This window comes from Polaromonas sp. (assembly GCF_029945685.1).
Taxonomy (GTDB): Bacteria; Pseudomonadota; Gammaproteobacteria; order Burkholderiales; family Burkholderiaceae_C; genus Polaromonas.
On record NZ_JAQSDA010000015.1, the window covers coordinates 1 to 17345 of the forward strand.

Here is a 17345-nt window from a genome sequence, read left to right on the forward strand (position 1 = left end):
CGCCCAGCGGGGCGAGGGAGGGGCGGGGGGAGGGAGTGGGGAGTTGCGCCTACTGTCCCGCGCGAACCGGGGACGCAGCGTGATGCCGATGTTCGCCAGGGTGACGGGGCAACCCCCGGCTTGCCGGCGAACCAAGGCAACTCGCAACAACCCGGCAAGGCGGTGCACGGCGCTTGCCCCTAAACTAGCCCCATGATTCGCTGGATGCTGGTGATTTTCCTTGCGCTGATCTTCATCAGCTGGTTCACGCCCCTGCTGCACAAGCTGGGCTTTGGCAAACTGCCTGGCGACTTGCGCTTCCGGTTGTTCGGACGCGAATGGTTCATTCCGTTGACGACCACCATTGTCCTTAGCCTGGTGGCCAGCCTCATCAGCCAGTTGATTTGAACCGCCTGCCATGACCATCTCTGCACCGACCGCCCCCTTCGCCGGGCCCGACATTCGCCTGCCTGCCGGCGCAGCCCCGGTGGCGTGCGTGGACATTGGGGGCACCAAGGTGGCGGTTGCCGTGGTCGATCAGCGCGGCGTCCGGGGCCGGCGGGTGGAGCCGACCATCAAGGAAGGCCTCAGTGATGCGTTGGCGCGGCAGGTGATACGCCTGATCAGCGAAAGCAGTGCTGCGGCGCAGATCCGCCGCGAGGATCTGGCGGCCGTCGGCGTGGCGTCCTGCGGGCCCTTTGTACTGAACGACCGCCAGGTCGAACTCGCGGCGCCCAACATCTGCGGGGGGCTGGCCGGCGCGGCGCGCGGGCTGCCCAACAACTGGACCACCGCCTTGCTCGAAGCGCCGCTGCGCGAGGTGTTCGCCCAGGTGCGGGTTGAAAACGACGGCCTGGCCGCGCTCAAGGCCGAGCGACGCTGGGGCGCGCTGCAGGGCATGGCGCATTGCGCTTACGTGACCTGGAGCACCGGCATCGGTGTCGGCCTGTGTGTCGACGGGCAGATGCTGCGCGGGAAAAACGGCAACGCCGGCCATGCCGGCCACATGTTTGTCAGCGACAACAACGACGCGCTGTGCGGCTGCGGCAACATCGGCGATGTCGAGGCGCTGGTCGCGGGCAATGCGATGCCGCGGCGTTTCGGTGCGTTCGGGTACGCCGATGCTGCTTCTATTTTGATAGCTGCTCGCGCAGGAGAGTCGGGGGCTGTGGCCATTATGGATGACATCTGCCGGGTGATGGGCCGGGCCCTGTACAACCTGGTCGTGACGCTGGACCTGCAGCGCATCAGCATCGGCGGCAGCGTGTTCTGGCACCACCGTGACTATCTGCTGCCGCGCCTGCAGGCCCACATCAGCGGCAGGCTGCCGGCGCTGACGGACGGGTTTGTGCTGGTGCCTGCCGGCCTGCAGGACCGGGTGGGCGACTACGCGGCGCTGGCGCTGGTGGTCTGAAACGGGGCGGGTGTCAGGGGGTCAGCGTCCAGGGCTGGCCGCATTTTCGGCACTTGACGAGAATCTGGCCGCTGCGGCGGTCTTCCTCGACGACATCGAGCCGGCCGTATTCGGCGCATTTCGGGCAGTTGGCCTGGTCGGCCACGGTTTCGGCATGCAGCAGCAAGTACAGGTAGCGGCGCAGCGCCCACAATCCCACCGCGCCGCTGATGAGGAACAGGGCCACATCCACCAGCTTTTCACCGAGGGTGCCGCCGTGGAAAAGCTCCAGGGTACCCATCAGGGCAATCGTGCATAGCAAGGCCAGCAGCATGTGGGCATGGCTGGACATGAGCTCGCGTTCGTACCATTTGCGAAAGCCCACCTTGCGGATGCCGTCGGCCAGCGGGCGGTTGAGGTAGTTGCGTTTGACCATGTCAGTTCATTTAATGACTGAATGGTTGCACATTTCCGGCTTTCCCGCCAGACGCGCGCCGGAAGGCGATGGTTCTAGTCGGGGGTGGTGCCGGACAGGGTGTGCAGAAAAGCCTTGCGCCACCAGTGCACGTCCTGGCTGCGGATGCGCTCCAGCAGCGCCTGGTGCCGCCGCTGGCGCTCGTGCAGCGGCATCTGCAGCGCCAGCTGGATGCTCTCGGCCGTGCCGTGGGTGTCGTAGGGGTTGACCAGCAGCGCTTCCTTGAGTTGCTCGGCCGCGCCGGCAAAACGCGACAGCACCAGCACCCCGGGGTCGGCCGGGTCCTGGGCCGCGATGAACTCCTTGGCGACCAGGTTCATGCCGTCCCGCAACGGCGTGACCAGGGCCACGCTGGCCACACGGTACAGGCCGGGCAGGCGCTTGCGTGCCACGTTGCGGTGGATGTAGCGCACCGGCATCCAGTCCAGTTCGCCGAAGTCGCCGTTGATGGCGCCGCACAGGCTCTCCAGTTCCTGGCGCAGGCCGCTGTAGGTATCGAGCGCCTCGCGGCTGGGCGAGGCGATCTGGATCAGCGTCGCGCTGTTGAGGTTTTCCGGGTACAGCTTGAGCAACTGCCGGAAGGCACGCAGGCGCTGCGGCAGGCCCTTGGAATAGTCCAGCCGCTCCACGCCCAGCAGCAGGCGACGCCGTGAGTATTCTTCCTTCATGCGCTCGTACATCTCGCGCGCTTCCTTGCCGTGCGTCAGGGCCGCAAATTCATCGACGTCGATGCCGATCGGAAAGGCCTGTGCGTGCACCGTGCGCCCGAAGGCGCGGAACTGGTGCCGGTCCAGGGCTTCGGCACCCGCCTCCTGGCCGACATAACGCGAGAAGTGGTCCACATCGGCCTGGCTCTGGAAGCCCACCAGGTCATAGGCAAACAGCGAACGGATCAGCCATTCATGCTGGGGCACAGCCGCGAGGATCAGCGGCGGCGGCAGCGGGATGTGCAGGAAAAAGCCGATGCGGTTCCTGCAACCCATCGCGCGCAGCTCGGCGGCCATCGGGATCAGGTGGTAGTCGTGCACCCAGATGATGTCGTCGGGGCGCAGCAGCGGCATCAGCTTGCGCGCCAGCATCTGGTTGACGCGGCGGTAGCCGCCGATGAAGCCGGCATCGAAGTCGGCCAGGTCCAGCCGGTAGTGAAACACCGGCCAGAGCACGCCGTTGCTGTAGCCCAGGTAATAACTGTCGTGGTCTTCCCGGCACAGGTCCACCGTGGTCAGCGTCACATTGCCGGCCTGCTGGGTATGCATCTCGCCCTCGCCGGGGGTGCCACCTTCGACAATGGTGCCGCTCCAGCCAAACCACAGGCCACCGTTGGTGGACAGCGCATCGCCGAGCGCCACCGCCAGGCCGCCCGCCGCCGTCTTGCGCGGATCGGCCACCCGGTTGGAAACAACGACCAGCCTGCTCATACTTGCGAATCCCAGGGGGCCGAGAGCCGAACCGCCGCATTGATGATGCCGACCATCGAATAGGTCTGGGGAAAGTTGCCCCACATCTCGCCCGTGACGGGGTGGGTGTCCTCGGACAACAGGCCGACGTGGTTGCGCGCGGCCAGCATGGTTTCAAAAATCTCGCGCGCCTGCTCCTTGCGGCCGATGCGCGCCAGCGCGTCGATGCGCCAGAAGGTGCAGATGTTGAAGGCCGTCTCGGGTTTGCCGAAGTCGTCGGGCGCCTCGTAACGGCGCATGTAGGGGCCGTCGCACAGGTGTTTTTCCAGTGCATCGACGGTGGCGACAAAACGCGGGTCTTTCGGCTCGATGAAACCGACCTCGATCATCAGGAGGACGCTCGCGTCCAGGTCGCGCCCGCCGAAACTTTCGGCAAAGGCCTGGCGTTCGTCGCTCCAGGATTCACGCAGGATGCGCTCGCGCATGATGTTGGCGTGGTCGTGCCAGTAGACCGCGCGGTCCGGTTTTTTCAGTGTGGCGGCGATCTTGCCAAGGCGGTCGCAGGCGGCCCAGCACATCAGCGCCGACGAGGTGTGCACCCGGGCGCGTGTGCGCAGCTCCCACATGCCGGCGTCGGGCTGGTCGTAGTTGCGCACCGCCTGTTCACCCACCGCTTCCAGCCGCACGAATTCGGCCTCGCCAGCGCGGTGCAGCAGCCGGTGGTCGTGGAAGGCCTGCGCCGCACCCAGCACCACGTTGCCATACACATCGTGCTGGAAATGCTCCTGCGCCTGGTTACCCACCCGCACCGGCCCCATGTTGCGGTAGCCGCCCAGGTGCCCATAGGTGGCTTCGGGCAGTTCGCGCTCCAAGCCGATGCCGTACAGCGGCTGGATGTGGCCGCCGCCGGCCTGCACCACGACGTTGCTGAGCCAGCGCAGGTAGTCTTCCATGGTGCCGACTTCGGACAGGCTGTTGAGTGCGCGCACGACAAAAAAGGCGTCGCGCAACCAGCAGAAGCGGTAGTCCCAGGTGCGCCCGCTGTTGGGCGCTTCGGGAATACTGGTGGTCATGGCGGCGACGATGGCGCCGGTGTCTTCGAACAGCGAAAGCTTGAGCGTGATGGCCGCGCGTATCACCGCTTCCTGCCACTCCAGCGGCAGGTGCAGGCGCTGGCTCCAGCGGCGCCAGTAGGAAAGTGTTTCCTCCTCGAACAGGCGCGCGGTGTCGGCAATGCCGTCGGCCAGCGACTCGTCGGCGCCGAGCAGGAAGTTGTGCTCGCGCGTCAGCACAAAAGGCTGGCGCGACAGCAAATGGGCAATCGGCGCGTCGGTGTTCAGGCGCAGGGTCAGCGCGTCGCCGACGTAGCGCAGGTGGTTGCTGCCCTGGGTCACCGCCGGCTTGCTGCGACCCCAGTCATAACGGATGTCGAGCGCCACGCGGATACGCGGTGCGCCCTGGATGGGACGCACGCGCCGCACCAGGGTCATGGGCCGGAAAAAACGCGAACGCCGGTAAAAACGCGGGGCGAAGTCGGTGATCTCCACCGCCTGGCCGCTGGTGTCGAACAGCTGGGTGCGCAGCACCGCGGTGTTGTGTTCGTACCATTGTTTGCTGTGCGAGAAGTTCTCGATCTCGATCGCGAATGCGCTGCCGTTTTCGCTCGGGTCCAGCAGGGCGTTGAAGACCGGGTCACCGTCAAAACGCGGCAGGCAGCACCAGACGATGCGTGCGCGCGCATCGACCAGCGCGCTGAAGGCGCAGTTGCCGATCACGCCCAACGAGAGCGAGGGCGGCGCGGACGCCGTGAAGCCGGAGGACTGGACGGGGATGCTCATGCGCGCCGCCGTTCCGGTCCGTTCTCGCGCGAGGGCGCCCGTGCCGACAGCAGCCATTGAGCCAGCTGGGCCACGCTGTCGCAGCGATGTTTTGCCAGGGTGGCCCCGGGGCCGACCTTGATCGCATGGCCACCCATGCGCAACACCTGTTCGAAGCCGTCTTCGTCGGTGACGTCGTCGCCGGCAAACACCGGAACACGGCCGGCAAACGGCGCTTCGTCCATGAAGGCCGCAATCGCCGTGCCCTTGCTGACCCCGGTGGGTTTCAGGTCGAGCACACATTTGCCCTGCATCAATTGCAGGCCGGGACTGCGCGCGACGGCCTCGCGCATCACCTGCAGGCACAGGTCCTCCAGATCGGGCGCATGCCGATAGTGCAGGCTCAGGGCCAGATTTTTCCGTTCGAGCTGGAGCGCGGGATGGCGCTGCAGCAGCCCTTCGGCGGCCTCCAGCGCAGCGCGCAGATCGGTGGCCGGCGCGCTGATCAGCAGACCGCTGGCATTGCGGCGCTGACCGCCATGTTCGACGGCTGCCGGCAACTGCAGGGGCGCCAGAAAACCGTCGAGGTCGCTCAGGCGCCGGCCCGAGACCAGCGCCAGCGCGCCGCCGAGTTGTCCGTACAGGGCAGCCAGCGTGCTGGTCAGCGTGGGCGGAATGAGCACGGCTTCGGGCCGGGCGGCCAGCTCAACCAGGGTACCGTCAAAGTCCAGAAAAAGCGCCGTATCCTGAGTGATACGGGGAAGCGTGTCGTAAGGCATGTGCATCTCTACTTACCTTAGCAGAATTTTTCAGCGACGCCTGTAGGTCGGTTTCCATTCCTGGCGCTGCCGCATTGCAAGGACGGACTGTGAAACTCAGGCCGATGGGGCCGTGTCGGCCTGCGAAGCTGGGCCGGCGATCCATGCCTGCACGGCCTGCACGCGGGCCGCATGGATCATCTCGCCGATTTTGGGGCCGCTCAGGCCCGCCGCCTGTGCTGCTTCTGCAATCGAAGCGGTCACCACCGACTGCGCCGCCTGCAAGGCCTGCGCCAGCCTGCGGCGCTGCGGATAGGCCGTGTCCTGAAACCCGAGGCGGCCGCGCGCGTCACATTCGCAGGCCAGCAGGATCTCGTCAAGACGTTGCGGTTTGCGAAACGCGTCGCAGCGCTCCAGCAGCCGCACCAGGGCCGCCGCCCCGAATTCCGCGCTGCGGTGGATGTTGCCGTGTTCGCGCGCCACCACTTCGGCCAGTTCCCGGCAGTCGGTGGGCACGCGCAGCCGCGCGCACAGGCCTTTGAGCAGGCGTACGCTGCGCTCCTCGTGGCCGATGTGTCTGGGCAGCAGTTCGGCAGGTGTCGTGCCCTTGCCGAGGTCGTGGACCAGGCAGGCAAAACGCACGGGCAGGCTGGCGTTCAGGTGGGCCGCCATGTCCAGCACCATCATCAGGTGCACCCCGGTGTCCACTTCGGGGTGGTACTCGGGGCGTTGCGGCACGCCCCAGAGCTTCTCGACCTCGGGCAGCAGGTGCTGCAACGCGCCGCAGTCGCGCAGCACCGCGAACATGCGGGACGGCGTGCCCTCCATCAGTCCGCGCCCCAGCTCCTGCCAGACACGTTCGGCCACCAGGGCATCAACCTCGCCATGCGCCACCATCTCGCGCATCAGCGCCAGGGTTTCAGGCGCCACGCCGAAATCGGCAAACCGCGCGGCAAACCGCGCCAGCCGCAGGATGCGCACCGGGTCTTCGCGAAACGCGTCGGTGACGTGGCGAAGGACCTTGTCCTGGATGTCCCGCTGTCCCCCATGGGGGTCGATCAGGGCCCCGAGATCAGGTTCAAAACCGGCGTCAGCCATTTTGGGTCTTGCGGGGGCTGCTATTGAATTGATAGTCAGGTCGCGCCGCGCGAGGTCTTCTTCCAGCGTCACGTCGGGCGCGGCATGAATGGCAAAGCCGCGGTAGCCGCGCGCCGTGTTGCGTTCGGTGCGCGCCAGCGCGTACTCCTCGCGGGTCTGCGGGTGCAGGAATACCGGGAAGTCCTTGCCCACCGGCAGATAGCCCAGGGCCGTCAGTTCGTCCGGTGTGGCACCGACCACCACCCAGTCGTGGTCCTGCACCGGCAGGCCCAACAAGGCATCGCGCACCGCGCCACCGACCATGTAGATGTCCATGGCGCAAGTGTAGGTGCAGCGGTGCGGCCGCCTTCAGCCGAGTGCGCCAAAAGCCGAGTTGCTGCTGGCGGGTCGCGGCAACGTGAAAAAGAAGGTGGCGCCCTCTCCCGGGCTGGCATCCACCCAGATCGTCCCGCCATGGCGCACGACGATGCGGCTCACGGTTGCCAGCCCGATGCCGGTTCCTGGAAATTCAGCCACGCCATGCAGACGCTGAAAAGTACCAAACAGCTTGTCGGCATAGGCCATGTCAAAGCCCGCCCCGTTGTCCCGCACAAAAAAGGCCTGGCCGTCCTCGCTTTGACCCACGCTGATGAGGGCACGGGGTTGGCGCGACGAAAATTTCCAGGCGTTGCCCAGCAGGTTGTCCATCACGGCATCCAGCAGGCGGGCGTCGCCCCGCGCGAGCAGCCCGTCCTCGATGTCCACCTCGACCTCGCGGGCCGGTTCGCGCGCCCGGTAGCGCTCCAGAATGTCCCTGGCCAGCTCGCTGAGGTCCACCACATCGCGCCGCAGCGCCACCCGCGAGACCTGCGCCAGGGCAAGCAGGCCTTCAATCAGCTGACCCATCTGACCTACACCCGCCTGGATGCGACTCACATAGTGCTGCACCTTCCCGTCAGCGCTGTCCTGGAGGTGGCGCGCCAGCAGGCTGCTGAAACCGGCTACCGTGTTCAGTGGCGAACGCAGGTCATGCGACACGGAGTAGGAGAAGGTTTCAAGCTCCTGGTTGGATCGGCGCAGGGCCTGTTCGGTGGCCTTGAGTTCAGTGATGTCCGCGTCGATACCGACCCAGAAGCTGATCTTCCCCTGCTCGTCAAGAACCGGCGACGCGCGGTAAGACATGGTGTGGTACGTGCCGTCCTGTGCGAGCAGGCGCCTGACGCCCGTGTACATGTCCCCATTCCGGAACGAACGTTTCCAGTTGGCCGCGACCTCTTCCCGGTCGTCGGGGTGGATGGCGTCGAACCAGTGTGGCCCCAGCCAGTCGGCCGCAGTGCCGCCCATCAATTCGCACCCCCGGCGATTGATGTAGGTCAGCTGGCCGGTGGTGTCGACGTTCCAGATCACCTCGGGCGCCTGCTCAGCCAGTGCGCGAAACAGTGCTTCCTGGCGCGTCAGTGCAACAGTGCGCTCGGCCACCTTGTGTTCCAGGCTGGCATTGAGTTGCCTGACCTGCTCAAACAGCCCGACGTTCTCCATCGCAATCGAGGCCAGCTGCGCCAGTTCGACGGCAACATACTCGTCCCTCAAGGTGAATTCGCCCTCGTATTTGTCCGAGAGCTGCAACAGGCCCATGTTCTGGCCGTCCCGCCCGGTCAGGGGGACGGCCAGCCAGCCGCGCATCGCAGGGTGGGTATGCCCTTCTGTCCCGAAGTTGTGCAATTGCGGGTGCGCTTCCAGTTCCTGCTGGGTGAGCCGGAGTGGTCGGTTGGCCTCGCAAACCAAGGCATAAATTCCCAAATCCCGGGCCGGCACTGTGTAGTTGCGATAAGCCGAGTATTTGTCGGACAGAGACAGCGAGGTGAGGGATTGCGTCCAGTTGCCACCAACGGTCATGCTGACGACGGCCTGGTGTGTGCCAATCACGCCTCTGGCCTGGTCGGCTACTTCCTGCATGGTGGCCTCCAGAGTTTGGTGCGCGGTGATGGCCTGCACCGCATCGGCTGACCTTTGCAGGGTAAGAAGATGGTCCTGCAGTTCCTTTTCAGCATTGACTTGGGCTGATACGTCGCTGATCACCTCAAATCGCGCCTTGCGCCCGGCGTAAGTAACAAAACGCGAAAGGGGGTGCGCCCAGAACTCGCTACCATCCTTGCGCCTGTGCACGACTGGCGCGCGTGGTTCACTGGTAAGGTCAGTCGGCCCGAGGCTCAGTTGCCAATCCAGCATCGCATGGTATTGAACCGGCCGCAGATCGTAGAGGGTCATTGCCAAAAATTCATCCCTGGAATATCCATATTCCTCAGTGGCGGCCAGATTGACGGCCAGAAAGGCGCGTGTTTCTTCGTCGAAGACCCACATGGGGGTCGGGCCGCCTTCAAAAAGCGCGGCGTAACGCTTCTCGCTGTCGGCCAGGGCTTGCTCGGACAACTTGCGTGCGGTGATGTCCTGTGCCGTGCCCACCACGCGTACCACGGTCCCATCGGCATGTACCACCGGATAGGCCCGGTCGGCAATCCACCGCTCCTGTCCGTCAGGCCGGCGGATGCGAAACTCGATCACGGTCGGTTTTCCAGCCCGCTGGCGGACATAGGCGTCTGTGATTTTTTGCCGGTCATCGGGATGCACCGAATCACGGAGTGTCCTGGTGTCTGCATACAGGCTTTCACAACTGCGGCCCCAAATGGTTCCATAGGCGGGGCTGGCGTAGTCAAAACGGGTCGTTTTTGCATCAAAGCTGTAAACCACTTCGTCGATGTTGGATGCCATCTCCTGAAAACGGGCTTCACTGTCCTGTAGCGCCTGATGCGTTTGCCGCTGCTCCAGTGTCAGCAACTCGGCCCGTTCGCGCTCAAGGTAAGTCACGCAAATTCCGCCTGCGTATTTCACGAGTGTCTCGATACAGCGCTGTTCTTCGTCGGTGTACCCGCCGGTGCGGTTGGCCAGTGCCACTACGCCGCACACTTCCTGCCCCGCATAAATTGGCACGCCCATGAAGTTGTGCATGGGCGGGTGGCCGTGGGGCCGGCCCGCCGCATGGGGATGCTGCTCCGGCTGGTTGGCGATCACCACCTGCCCGGTGGTGATGGCCCTGCCGAAGAGGTTGTTGAAACTCTCAAACACCAGGAAGCCGTCTTCCTGGTAGTTCGCCATGGCCCGCTCGTAAAACTCCCGGTTGATCACCTTGTCCCAGACAATACCCTCCAGGGCCAGTACGCGCAGTTTTTGACCCTGCACCACCACACCGATGAAGCCATATTCGCTCTCCGTCTGGGTCAGTGCGCCACGCAACAGGCGGCTGAAGGCGGCCTTCCAGTCTGCGCGGTCTACGTAGGCCGCCAGCGATTCGTTAATGGTCGTGAGCGTCTCGCTTTGCCTGGCCAGTTGTTCGGCGTTATTGCGAAAACGCTGCTCGCTCTCTGCGAGGGCTTGTTCAGACTGCTTGCGTTCGGTGATGTCGGTGATGAAACCCTCCAGCGCGATGACGTCACCCGCAGGAGAGTACACGGCGCTGCCTTGCTCCCACACCCATTTAACAGTCTTGTCAGCCGCCACGATGCGGTAAGTCAGGCGAAAAGTTTCCCCGCGCCGGGTGGCGGCCTGCACTCCGGAAAATACTTCCTCCCGGTCTTCAGGGACAATGATGCTGCCGTAATTGGTGCCCTGCGTGCCTATCAGCGCTTCTGGTGGGTATCCTGTGAGGGCTAGCGAGCCGGAGCTGACAAAGCTCATGGTCCAGTCGCGGTCGTTCATACAACGATATGCCATACCGGGCAGGTTGTTCAGCAGGAGGCTCAGGGAGAGGTTGGAATCGCTTCGCGGCCCGTGATCGGATGCGGACGCCGATGGCTGGGCTTGTCCGTCACGAGGCTGTTGATTGATCGGTGGGGTGGTCATCGTTCCCTGAGGAGGTTGACCACATGGTAGTCCGGAAAATCCCCGCATACCAGCAACTCTTCTCGGTTCGACGAAGCAATACTCCTCCCGCTAGGGTTTGTCCCGTGCGGCGGGCGAAACAGGAAAAATTTCTACTCACAGGACGCCGAGCGGTGTCCAGCTTCAGCTGCCAGCCGCATTTTCTGCGACCCGGGGCAGTAGTCAGGAAAAGACCGGCCGGAAAAAGCTGCGCTCGTAACTGAGGATGCAGCGGGTTTCTTCGGCGTAGCGGAACGCGGCCTGGCAGTCCGGGTCTTCAAAAGAGCGCTGGCGGTAGCTCTCGTAGGTCGCCAGGCTGTCAAAGGTGAACAGCGCCAACGCGATGTTGTTGGCACCCTCACTGGGCATGAAGTAACCATGGTGCTTGCCGCCATACTTTTCGACCAGCGCAATCCAGAGCTTGCCGTAGTGCTCAAACTCCCTGAGCTTGCCGGGGTCGAGGACGTAACGCAGGTAAATTGTGACCGTGGTGCTTCTGGCCATCATCAGCGCGACAACCGGTACGGCTCTTCGAATTCGCGGAAGTCGTTTTCCGTGAGGGCGTCGTCCACCCAGGCCCGGACCCCGGGCAGCGCGCTCAGACGCTCGATGTAGGCGCTGATCGCCTGCGGCACGGGCAGGGCATACCTGCTCAGGCGCATCGCGACCGGCGCGAAATAGGCGTCGGCAATGCTGAAGGGGCCGAACAACAGGGGCCCCTTGTAACTTGCCAGCAATTCCTCCCACATGGAAACGATGCGCGCGACATCGGCGCGCACTGCGGGCTTGTCGCGCCAGATCAGCCGGCCGGTGTCGCTCAGGTCGGCCTCGATGTTCATCGGGCAGGCGCTGCGCAGGGCACCGAAGCCGCTGTGCATTTCGGCGCAGATGCTCCGTGCGCGTGCCCTCGCCCTGACGTCGGCGGGCCAGAGCTGCTTGTCGGGGAATTGTTCCGCCAGGTACTCGGCGATCGCGAGCGTGTCCCAGACCGCCAGGTCACCGTCCAGCAGCACCGGCACCTTGCCGACGGGGGTGATGGTACGGATGGCCTGCTTGAAGGTGGACACGGCTTCAAACGAGTCGAAGCGGACCTTGACCTCCTCAAACGGGATGCCGGCCTGCTTGAGCAGCACCCAGGGGCGCATGGACCAGGACGAATAATTCTTGTTGCCGATGTAGAGTTTGAGCATGGAAGTCACCGGGGGTAAAAAGCACCATGCTACCGGGAAGACCCGGTTTCATTGATGCCAAAAAGATGCCTCATTGATGCGGGCAAATGCGGACAAATGCGGACAGGTTCCAGAACCCGGAACCGGAAGCCTAAAACCGTCCCGCGGTCTTGCGCTTGAGCGTCAGGTGGCTGCGCAGGCCCCAGCCGCCGCTGAGCGGGCCGAGGTAAGTGGGCGCCACCGCTTCCAGCGCCGCCGGCGTGATGCCCAGGGCGTCCAGTCCCGGGAGGTTGCCGCTGGCGATGTTGGGCAGACTCATGGAGTCCAGGTTGTCGCGGCTCATCAGGGGTTCGCCAGGCGCCAGCTCCATCAGGAGCGCCTGCAGGCGGCCGAGTGCCGCCGGTAGCGGGATCACCGGGCGGCCGCGGCCCTCGTTGATGCCGCTCATCCGTCCTGCCAGTTCGACGAGTTGCCTGAGCGTGAAGACACCCGGACCGCAGGCCTCGAAGGTCTGGCCGACCGTGGCATGGGCGTGGGCGTCCTGCAGGCAATACACGATGGCGCTGGCCACGTCCTCGACCCACACCGGCTGGAACAGCGCATGGCTGGCCGCCAGCGGAATGACCGGAAAGATTTTCTGCAGATGCGCGAAGGTGTTGAGGAATTTGTCGTCGGCGCCGAACATCACGCTGGGCCGCAACACCGTCAGCGCCAGGGCTGCCTCATGCAGCGCCACCTCGCCGTGCCCCTTGCTGCGCAGGTACAGGGACGGTGTCACGTCCGGGTTGCGCATGTCGGCGCCCAGCGCACTGACGTGGACCAGGCGCTGCACACCCGTCGCGGCGCAGGCGCGCGCCAGTTTTTCGGGTAACTGCACATGGGTCCGCTGGAACGCCTCTTGCGATCCGTGCAGGATGGCAATCAGGTTGACCACCGCGTCGTGCCCCGCCACCAGCCGGGTCAGCGCCGCCTCGTCATGCACATCGGCCTGCATCACATCGAGGGCGGGCAGCATCTGGATGTGCCTGGCGCTTGCTTCATGCCGGGTCGGCACGGTCACCCGCCACTGCAGTTGCGTGAGTTTCTCGCAGACATGGCGGCCGACAAAACCGGTGCCGCCCAGAATCAGTATTTTTTTCATAGCCATGATTAGACGCTTTCACAGGGGCGGGCGCAAAAAGTCCCTAAAAAAAAGAGCCTGTGTGTAGGTCCCGGCCTGAAGCTGGCCCGGCCTCCTGGCCTACATCGGTTTTTGCGGAGCTTCAGGATAATCGATGAATGAATATTTTTGAAGCCCTGCGCACCAGCCATGACACCCAGCGCGAGCTGGCGGACAACCTGATCAAGACCTCGGGAGACAGCAAGGAACGTGACCTGCTGTTCAAGGAGCTGAAAGCCGAACTGGCCGCCCACGCGGCGGCCGAAGAACGGTTTTTCTACGTACCGCTGATTTCCCACGACATGACGCAGGAGCCCTCGCGCCACGGCATTGCCGAACACCACGAGATGGACGAACTGGTCGAAAAACTGCAGGCCACGGAACCCAGTTCGCCGGCCTGGCTGGCCGTCGCCAGGGAGTTGCACCACAAGGTCTTTCACCACCTGAAGGATGAAGAGCAGGGCATTTTCCAGCTCGCCGGCAAGGTGCTCAGCGAGGCCGAAAAGCTGTCGCTGGCCAAGGACTATGAAGGTGAATTTGTCTCGCAGCGCCTGAAGGCCTGACCCGGCCATTCAAGGCGCCTTGGGCGGTGACGGTTTTTCCTCAGCCAGCAAAGGCGAGGGCTGTTCGCCGAACCTGACCACCATCGGCACCACCGCCAGCACGGCCAGGGCCAGCACGGTGCCGAGCACGGCGGTCGACTCGCGTCCCATGCCCGCTGCCACGCCTACAGCCGCTGTCAGCCACAAGCCGGCGGCGGTGGTCAACCCCTTCACATCATCGAGCCGGTTGCCTTTGAGGATGGTGCCCGCGCAGAGAAAACCCACGCCTGCGGTGATACCCTGAATGACCCGGCTCAGGTCGCCGGCCGCCATGCCGGCCTGTTGCGACACGAGCACAAACAGGGCAGCGCCCATGGCCACCAGCATGTGGGTGCGCACGCCCGCCGCCTTGCCATGGTGTTCGCGTTCCCAGCCGAGCAGGCCGCCCAGCAGGGCCGCCACAAAAAGGCGAAGGACGGCGCGTGTCACCTGGGTCGGGTCGGTCAGGTCCGAGAATTCGGCGACGATGGTGTCGCCGACTTGTTGCCACCACGGGTTCATCGAAGGCCTCTTCTCACGAAGGATGCAAGTGCGAATGGGTTAAAAAAAAGCGCCCATCCAGGCTGCTGATCAGGAGCTGCCAATGTAGCTCGGCCGCAGTGGCCAGGCCATAGGCCAAAACCTACAAACCGCGCCGGCGCCGCCTCACCCGCGCGGGTTCAGGGCATCTTCTCGTCCACCGGCGGTGCCGAGGCGTCGCGCGGTCCCACGCTGCCCAGCCTGGCCTTGAGGGACTGCGGCTGGCCGGTCAACAGCGCCGCATAGTTGGTGGTGTTGGACAGCACTTTTTTCACATAGTCGCGGGTTTCGCCAAAAGGCACGTTTTCGGCCCAGATCGCGGCCTCCAGCACCGGGCCGTTGCGCCAGTTGCGCGGCCGGCCGGGGCCGGCGTTGTAGGCTGCGGCGGCCAGCGCCATGGAGCCGCCGAAGTCGTCGAGTGCGCGCTTGAGGTAGGCCGTGCCGATCACGATGTTGGTGTCGCGGTCGTTGATCTGGCCGGCGGTAAAACCCGTCAGGCCGATGTAACGGGCGGTCTCGCGCGCGGTCGCGGGCATGACCTGCATCAGGCCCGACGCGCCCACGCCGGAGCGGGCATCCATGATGAAGCGCGACTCCTGGCGGATCAGGCCATACACATAGGCCGGGTCCAGGTTGATCTCGCGGCTGCGCTGGGTGACCGCTTCACGAAACGGCATGGGGAAGCGCTGTTCGAAGTCCATCACCGTCTGGGTGCGTTCGCTGGTGTTGATGCAGCGGTCCCAGATGGCGCGGTCGCAGGCGAACTGCGCCGCAGCCAGCAGCTCGCGTTCGCCCATGCCGCCGCGCTGGTGCAGGTTGGTGCTGTAGTTCCATTCGCGCACACCCTCGCTGCGCAGGCCGAGGGCGATCGCATACGCGGCGCGGTTCAGGCCGGGGTTCAGGCGCGCTGCTTCCTTTTCCTCCGGCGTCAGGGGGGCCGGCCGCGGTGGAACGGTGATTTTCTGGCCCAGTTCCTCGAGTGCGAGTTGCTCGTAAAACCCGCGCACCGAGGCGATCGATTGCAGCAGCGCCAGGGCTTCAGCGCGCTGCGGCGGCACGGGTGCGCTGGCGACGGCGGCCGGCGCATTGCTGAGCAGGGCGCGCGCTCTCCAGTAGACCCAGGTCGGGTCCTTGCGTGCGTCTTCGCTCATGGCGTTGATGGCGCCCAGCACCAGGGGCCAGCGCGGTGTGCTGCCGGCGCGCAGGGCGGCGCGGACTTTCCAGCCCAGCATGTCGTCGCTCAGGTCGGTGTCCTTGCTGACCTTGGCGAAGTACCCCAGCGCTTCGCTGCTGAGCCGGCTCGCCGCCTGCTTGCCGATGGCGCCCCAGACCCAGTTGCGTTCTTCGGCCGTGAGTTGCAGGCCCCATTTGTCTTCGACGAAGCGGGCGGCACCCTCGGCGTCGCTGGTGGCGAGCTTGACCAGGGCCAGCACGATGATTTCCTTGCGGACCTGCCGGATGGCAATCACCTTGGTGGCCAGGAATTTCGCCGGGCTGCTGTTGAGTTCGGTCACCAGCCCCAAGGCTTCCGGCGCGATGATCTCGACCGCGTCGCGGGCCGCGCGGGGGCGGTTCGCCTCCATCGCCAGCCTGGCCTTGAGCCACACATCATGGGTGGTCAGGCTCTTGTTGCCGACCAGCCGCGAGGCCGCCGACGTGCAGCCGTCACTGGCCTCGCGCTGGGCGAACCAGTTCCGGCGGACTTCATCGGCATCGCGCGGGGCCGCGGCCGGGTTCTTCAGACCATCGACCAGCAGCGCGTAGCAACGCAGGTCCTTGTCGTCGCCCATGCGGTAGTTCGGGTATTCGGCGGCAAAGGTGCTCCAGTCGCGGCGCTGGCCCAGCAGCAGCAGCCAGTCGTTGCGCAGCCGGTCCTCCTGGTAGCTGCCGGCGTAACGCGCCATAAAATCCTGCACCTCACGCGAGCTGGCTTCGTCCAGCCGGGCCCGCAGTTCCCAGTAGGCGGCCCAGGGCTCCAGCGCATGGCCCTGGGCCTGCGGCAGCAGCTGCGCCAGCCGGGCTTTGTCGCCGCGCTTGAAGGCTTTGTTCATCTCCAGCAGCACGTCGTCACCACGGGAGGTGCTGCTGGTAAGGTTGGTCTGCGCCCAGGTGGGCGCAAGCAGCAGGCAGGACGACAGGCCGGAAATCAGGGCCTTGAGAATAAATTTGGATAGCATCGGATCATTATGGACAAATTAACTGCGCGAAGAGACTTGATCGAACAACGCCTGAACCTGCCCGACCGGCTGGCGCGCGCCGATCTGTTGCAACGGGTCATGCGGATATGGCTGGTGGGCCGCGAAGACGCAGTGATTGGAGCCTACTGGCCGATCAAGGGAGAGTTTGATCCGCTACCGGCGCTGTACCGCTGGCAGGAAGACGCCATTTTAAGTCAGGAGTCCGAAGGAAATCAAGGTCTGGCCCTTGAGGGACGGGCGGAGGCAGCTACTGAAAACATAGCAAATCGGTCGCCGCGCAAGATCGGCCTGCCGGTGGTGAACAAGGTCCACAAAACCCTGACTTTCCATGCCTGGTACCCCGGCTGCCCGATGGAGGAAGACGCCTACGGCATTCCCAAACCCAAGGGCACCGAGACCATCGTGCCGACGCTGCTGTTTGTGCCCTGTGTCGGTTATGGCCCGGGCGGCTTTCGCCTCGGTTATGGCGGCGGTTTCTATGACCGCACGCTGGCGACACTGCAGCCCAAACCCTTCACCGTGGGCCTGGGCTACAGCCACGGCTGGCTGCCCGACCTGGCGCCCGAGCCGCACGATGTGGCGCTGGATGCGATCCTCAATGACAAAGGGGTGGTTTGGCCGGTGTGAGCTTGGGTTTTTTAGTTGCGTCACGCTGCGCCTGCGATCCTTTCTGGACAGTAGTTTCAACTCCCCACTTCCGCCCCTAGCCCCTTCCTCGCCCCGCTGGGCGATGGAGGGGGACTTCATTTGGTTGCGTGTGCTGCGCTCGCGTGCATACATGACTGCCGCGTAAGAACGACGTGACGCGCTGCGCGCGTCACCTCTCCCCGCACCCCATCCCCAATCCCCAATAGTTTACCCACCCGTCGGGCAGGGCCGAGGAGCCC

General features: G+C 64.7%; 15 protein-coding genes. 4 read left to right on the forward strand and 11 right to left on the reverse strand.

Features of this window, described 5'->3' with window-relative positions; genetic code table 11:
• Nucleotides 1-192 precede the first annotated feature (192 nt).
• Complete coding sequence (locus PSV26_RS10855; RefSeq protein WP_096698356.1) at nt 193-387, forward strand: DUF2905 domain-containing protein; 195 nt, start codon at nt 193-195, stop codon at nt 385-387.
• Between the two features lie 10 nt (nt 388-397).
• Entirely contained in the window at nt 398-1393 is a 996-nt protein-coding gene (locus PSV26_RS10860; protein WP_300570513.1) for an ROK family protein, read from the forward strand.
• Between the two features lie 13 nt (nt 1394-1406).
• Here PSV26_RS10860 and PSV26_RS10865 read toward each other — a convergent pair whose 3' ends face one another.
• The 9 genes from PSV26_RS10865 to PSV26_RS10905 all read right to left on the reverse strand — a co-directional run bounded on the left by PSV26_RS10865 (nt 1407) and on the right by PSV26_RS10905 (nt 13121).
• A complete protein-coding gene (locus PSV26_RS10865; RefSeq protein WP_300570516.1) occupies nt 1407-1808 on the reverse strand; it encodes a hypothetical protein in 402 nt (133 codons plus the stop codon).
• A 74-nt stretch (nt 1809-1882) separates the two neighbouring features.
• On the reverse strand, nt 1883-3265 hold the full coding sequence (gene otsA / locus PSV26_RS10870; protein ID WP_300516009.1) for an alpha,alpha-trehalose-phosphate synthase (UDP-forming): 1383 nt from the start codon (nt 3263-3265) through the stop codon (nt 1883-1885).
• A complete protein-coding gene (locus tag PSV26_RS10875) occupies nt 3262-5082 on the reverse strand; it encodes a glycoside hydrolase family 15 protein (protein ID WP_300570519.1) in 1821 nt (606 codons plus the stop codon). The genes otsA and PSV26_RS10875 overlap by 4 nt, the downstream gene beginning before the upstream one ends.
• Entirely contained in the window at nt 5079-5840 is a 762-nt protein-coding gene (gene otsB / locus PSV26_RS10880) for a trehalose-phosphatase (RefSeq protein ID WP_366145793.1), read from the reverse strand. The genes PSV26_RS10875 and otsB overlap by 4 nt, the downstream gene beginning before the upstream one ends.
• A gap of 96 nt (nt 5841-5936) precedes the next feature.
• Entirely contained in the window at nt 5937-7232 is a 1296-nt protein-coding gene (locus tag PSV26_RS10885; protein WP_300570521.1) for a multifunctional CCA addition/repair protein, read from the reverse strand.
• Between the two features lie 33 nt (nt 7233-7265).
• Nucleotides 7266-10841: a PAS domain S-box protein gene (locus PSV26_RS10890; protein ID WP_366945999.1), complete on the reverse strand. Its 3576-nt coding sequence runs from the start codon at nt 10839-10841 to the stop codon at nt 7266-7268.
• A 153-nt stretch (nt 10842-10994) separates the two neighbouring features.
• Complete coding sequence (locus tag PSV26_RS10895; RefSeq protein WP_300570527.1) at nt 10995-11318, reverse strand: NIPSNAP family protein; 324 nt, start codon at nt 11316-11318, stop codon at nt 10995-10997.
• On the reverse strand, nt 11318-12001 hold the full coding sequence (locus PSV26_RS10900; RefSeq protein ID WP_300570530.1) for a glutathione S-transferase family protein: 684 nt from the start codon (nt 11999-12001) through the stop codon (nt 11318-11320). The genes PSV26_RS10895 and PSV26_RS10900 overlap by 1 nt, the downstream gene beginning before the upstream one ends.
• A gap of 130 nt (nt 12002-12131) precedes the next feature.
• Nucleotides 12132-13121, reverse strand: a complete 990-nt coding sequence (locus PSV26_RS10905; RefSeq protein ID WP_300570533.1) for a complex I NDUFA9 subunit family protein — start codon at nt 13119-13121, stop codon at nt 12132-12134.
• 137 nt (nt 13122-13258) lie between these two features.
• On the opposite strand from PSV26_RS10905, the gene PSV26_RS10910 reads away from it, so the two are divergent.
• Complete coding sequence (locus PSV26_RS10910; RefSeq protein WP_300515995.1) at nt 13259-13702, forward strand: hemerythrin domain-containing protein; 444 nt, start codon at nt 13259-13261, stop codon at nt 13700-13702.
• Between the two features lie 9 nt (nt 13703-13711).
• Here PSV26_RS10910 and PSV26_RS10915 read toward each other — a convergent pair whose 3' ends face one another.
• Nucleotides 13712-14242, reverse strand: coding sequence for an MgtC/SapB family protein (locus PSV26_RS10915; protein ID WP_300515993.1), 531 nt, complete (start codon nt 14240-14242; stop codon nt 13712-13714).
• A gap of 158 nt (nt 14243-14400) precedes the next feature.
• Nucleotides 14401-16437 (reverse strand): lytic transglycosylase domain-containing protein, encoded by a 2037-nt coding sequence (locus PSV26_RS10920; RefSeq protein ID WP_300515991.1) that lies wholly within the window; start codon nt 16435-16437, stop codon nt 14401-14403.
• Between the two features lie 9 nt (nt 16438-16446).
• Here PSV26_RS10920 and PSV26_RS10925 point away from each other — a divergent pair, with 9 nt between their 5' ends.
• Nucleotides 16447-17085 carry a 5-formyltetrahydrofolate cyclo-ligase gene (locus PSV26_RS10925; protein WP_300515990.1) on the forward strand — a complete coding sequence of 213 codons (639 nt, stop codon included), beginning with the start codon at nt 16447-16449 and terminating at the stop codon, nt 17083-17085.
• Nucleotides 17086-17345 lie beyond the last annotated feature (260 nt).

Bases quoted from the DNA above. Each gene is read 5' to 3' on its own strand.
- PSV26_RS10865 (WP_300570516.1), bottom strand. From the start codon at position 1,808: ATGGTCAAACGCAACTACCTCAACCGCCCGCTGGCCGACGGCATCCGC.
- PSV26_RS10925 (WP_300515990.1), top strand. From the start codon at position 16,447: ATGGACAAATTAACTGCGCGAAGAGACTTGATCGAACAACGCCTGAAC.
- otsB (WP_366145793.1), bottom strand. From the start codon at position 5,840: ATGCCTTACGACACGCTTCCCCGTATCACTCAGGATACGGCGCTTTTT.
- PSV26_RS10895 (WP_300570527.1), bottom strand. From the start codon at position 11,318: ATGATGGCCAGAAGCACCACGGTCACAATTTACCTGCGTTACGTCCTC.
- PSV26_RS10875 (WP_300570519.1), bottom strand. From the start codon at position 5,082: ATGAGCATCCCCGTCCAGTCCTCCGGCTTCACGGCGTCCGCGCCGCCC.
- PSV26_RS10910 (WP_300515995.1), top strand. From the start codon at position 13,259: ATGAATATTTTTGAAGCCCTGCGCACCAGCCATGACACCCAGCGCGAG.
- PSV26_RS10900 (WP_300570530.1), bottom strand. From the start codon at position 12,001: ATGCTCAAACTCTACATCGGCAACAAGAATTATTCGTCCTGGTCCATG.
- PSV26_RS10890 (WP_366945999.1), bottom strand. From the start codon at position 10,841: ATGCGGGGATTTTCCGGACTACCATGTGGTCAACCTCCTCAGGGAACG.
- PSV26_RS10885 (WP_300570521.1), bottom strand. From the start codon at position 7,232: ATGGACATCTACATGGTCGGTGGCGCGGTGCGCGATGCCTTGTTGGGC.
- PSV26_RS10920 (WP_300515991.1), bottom strand. From the start codon at position 16,437: ATGCTATCCAAATTTATTCTCAAGGCCCTGATTTCCGGCCTGTCGTCC.
- otsA (WP_300516009.1), bottom strand. From the start codon at position 3,265: ATGAGCAGGCTGGTCGTTGTTTCCAACCGGGTGGCCGATCCGCGCAAG.
- PSV26_RS10855 (WP_096698356.1), top strand. From the start codon at position 193: ATGATTCGCTGGATGCTGGTGATTTTCCTTGCGCTGATCTTCATCAGC.
- PSV26_RS10915 (WP_300515993.1), bottom strand. From the start codon at position 14,242: ATGAACCCGTGGTGGCAACAAGTCGGCGACACCATCGTCGCCGAATTC.
- PSV26_RS10905 (WP_300570533.1), bottom strand. From the start codon at position 13,121: ATGAAAAAAATACTGATTCTGGGCGGCACCGGTTTTGTCGGCCGCCAT.
- PSV26_RS10860 (WP_300570513.1), top strand. From the start codon at position 398: ATGACCATCTCTGCACCGACCGCCCCCTTCGCCGGGCCCGACATTCGC.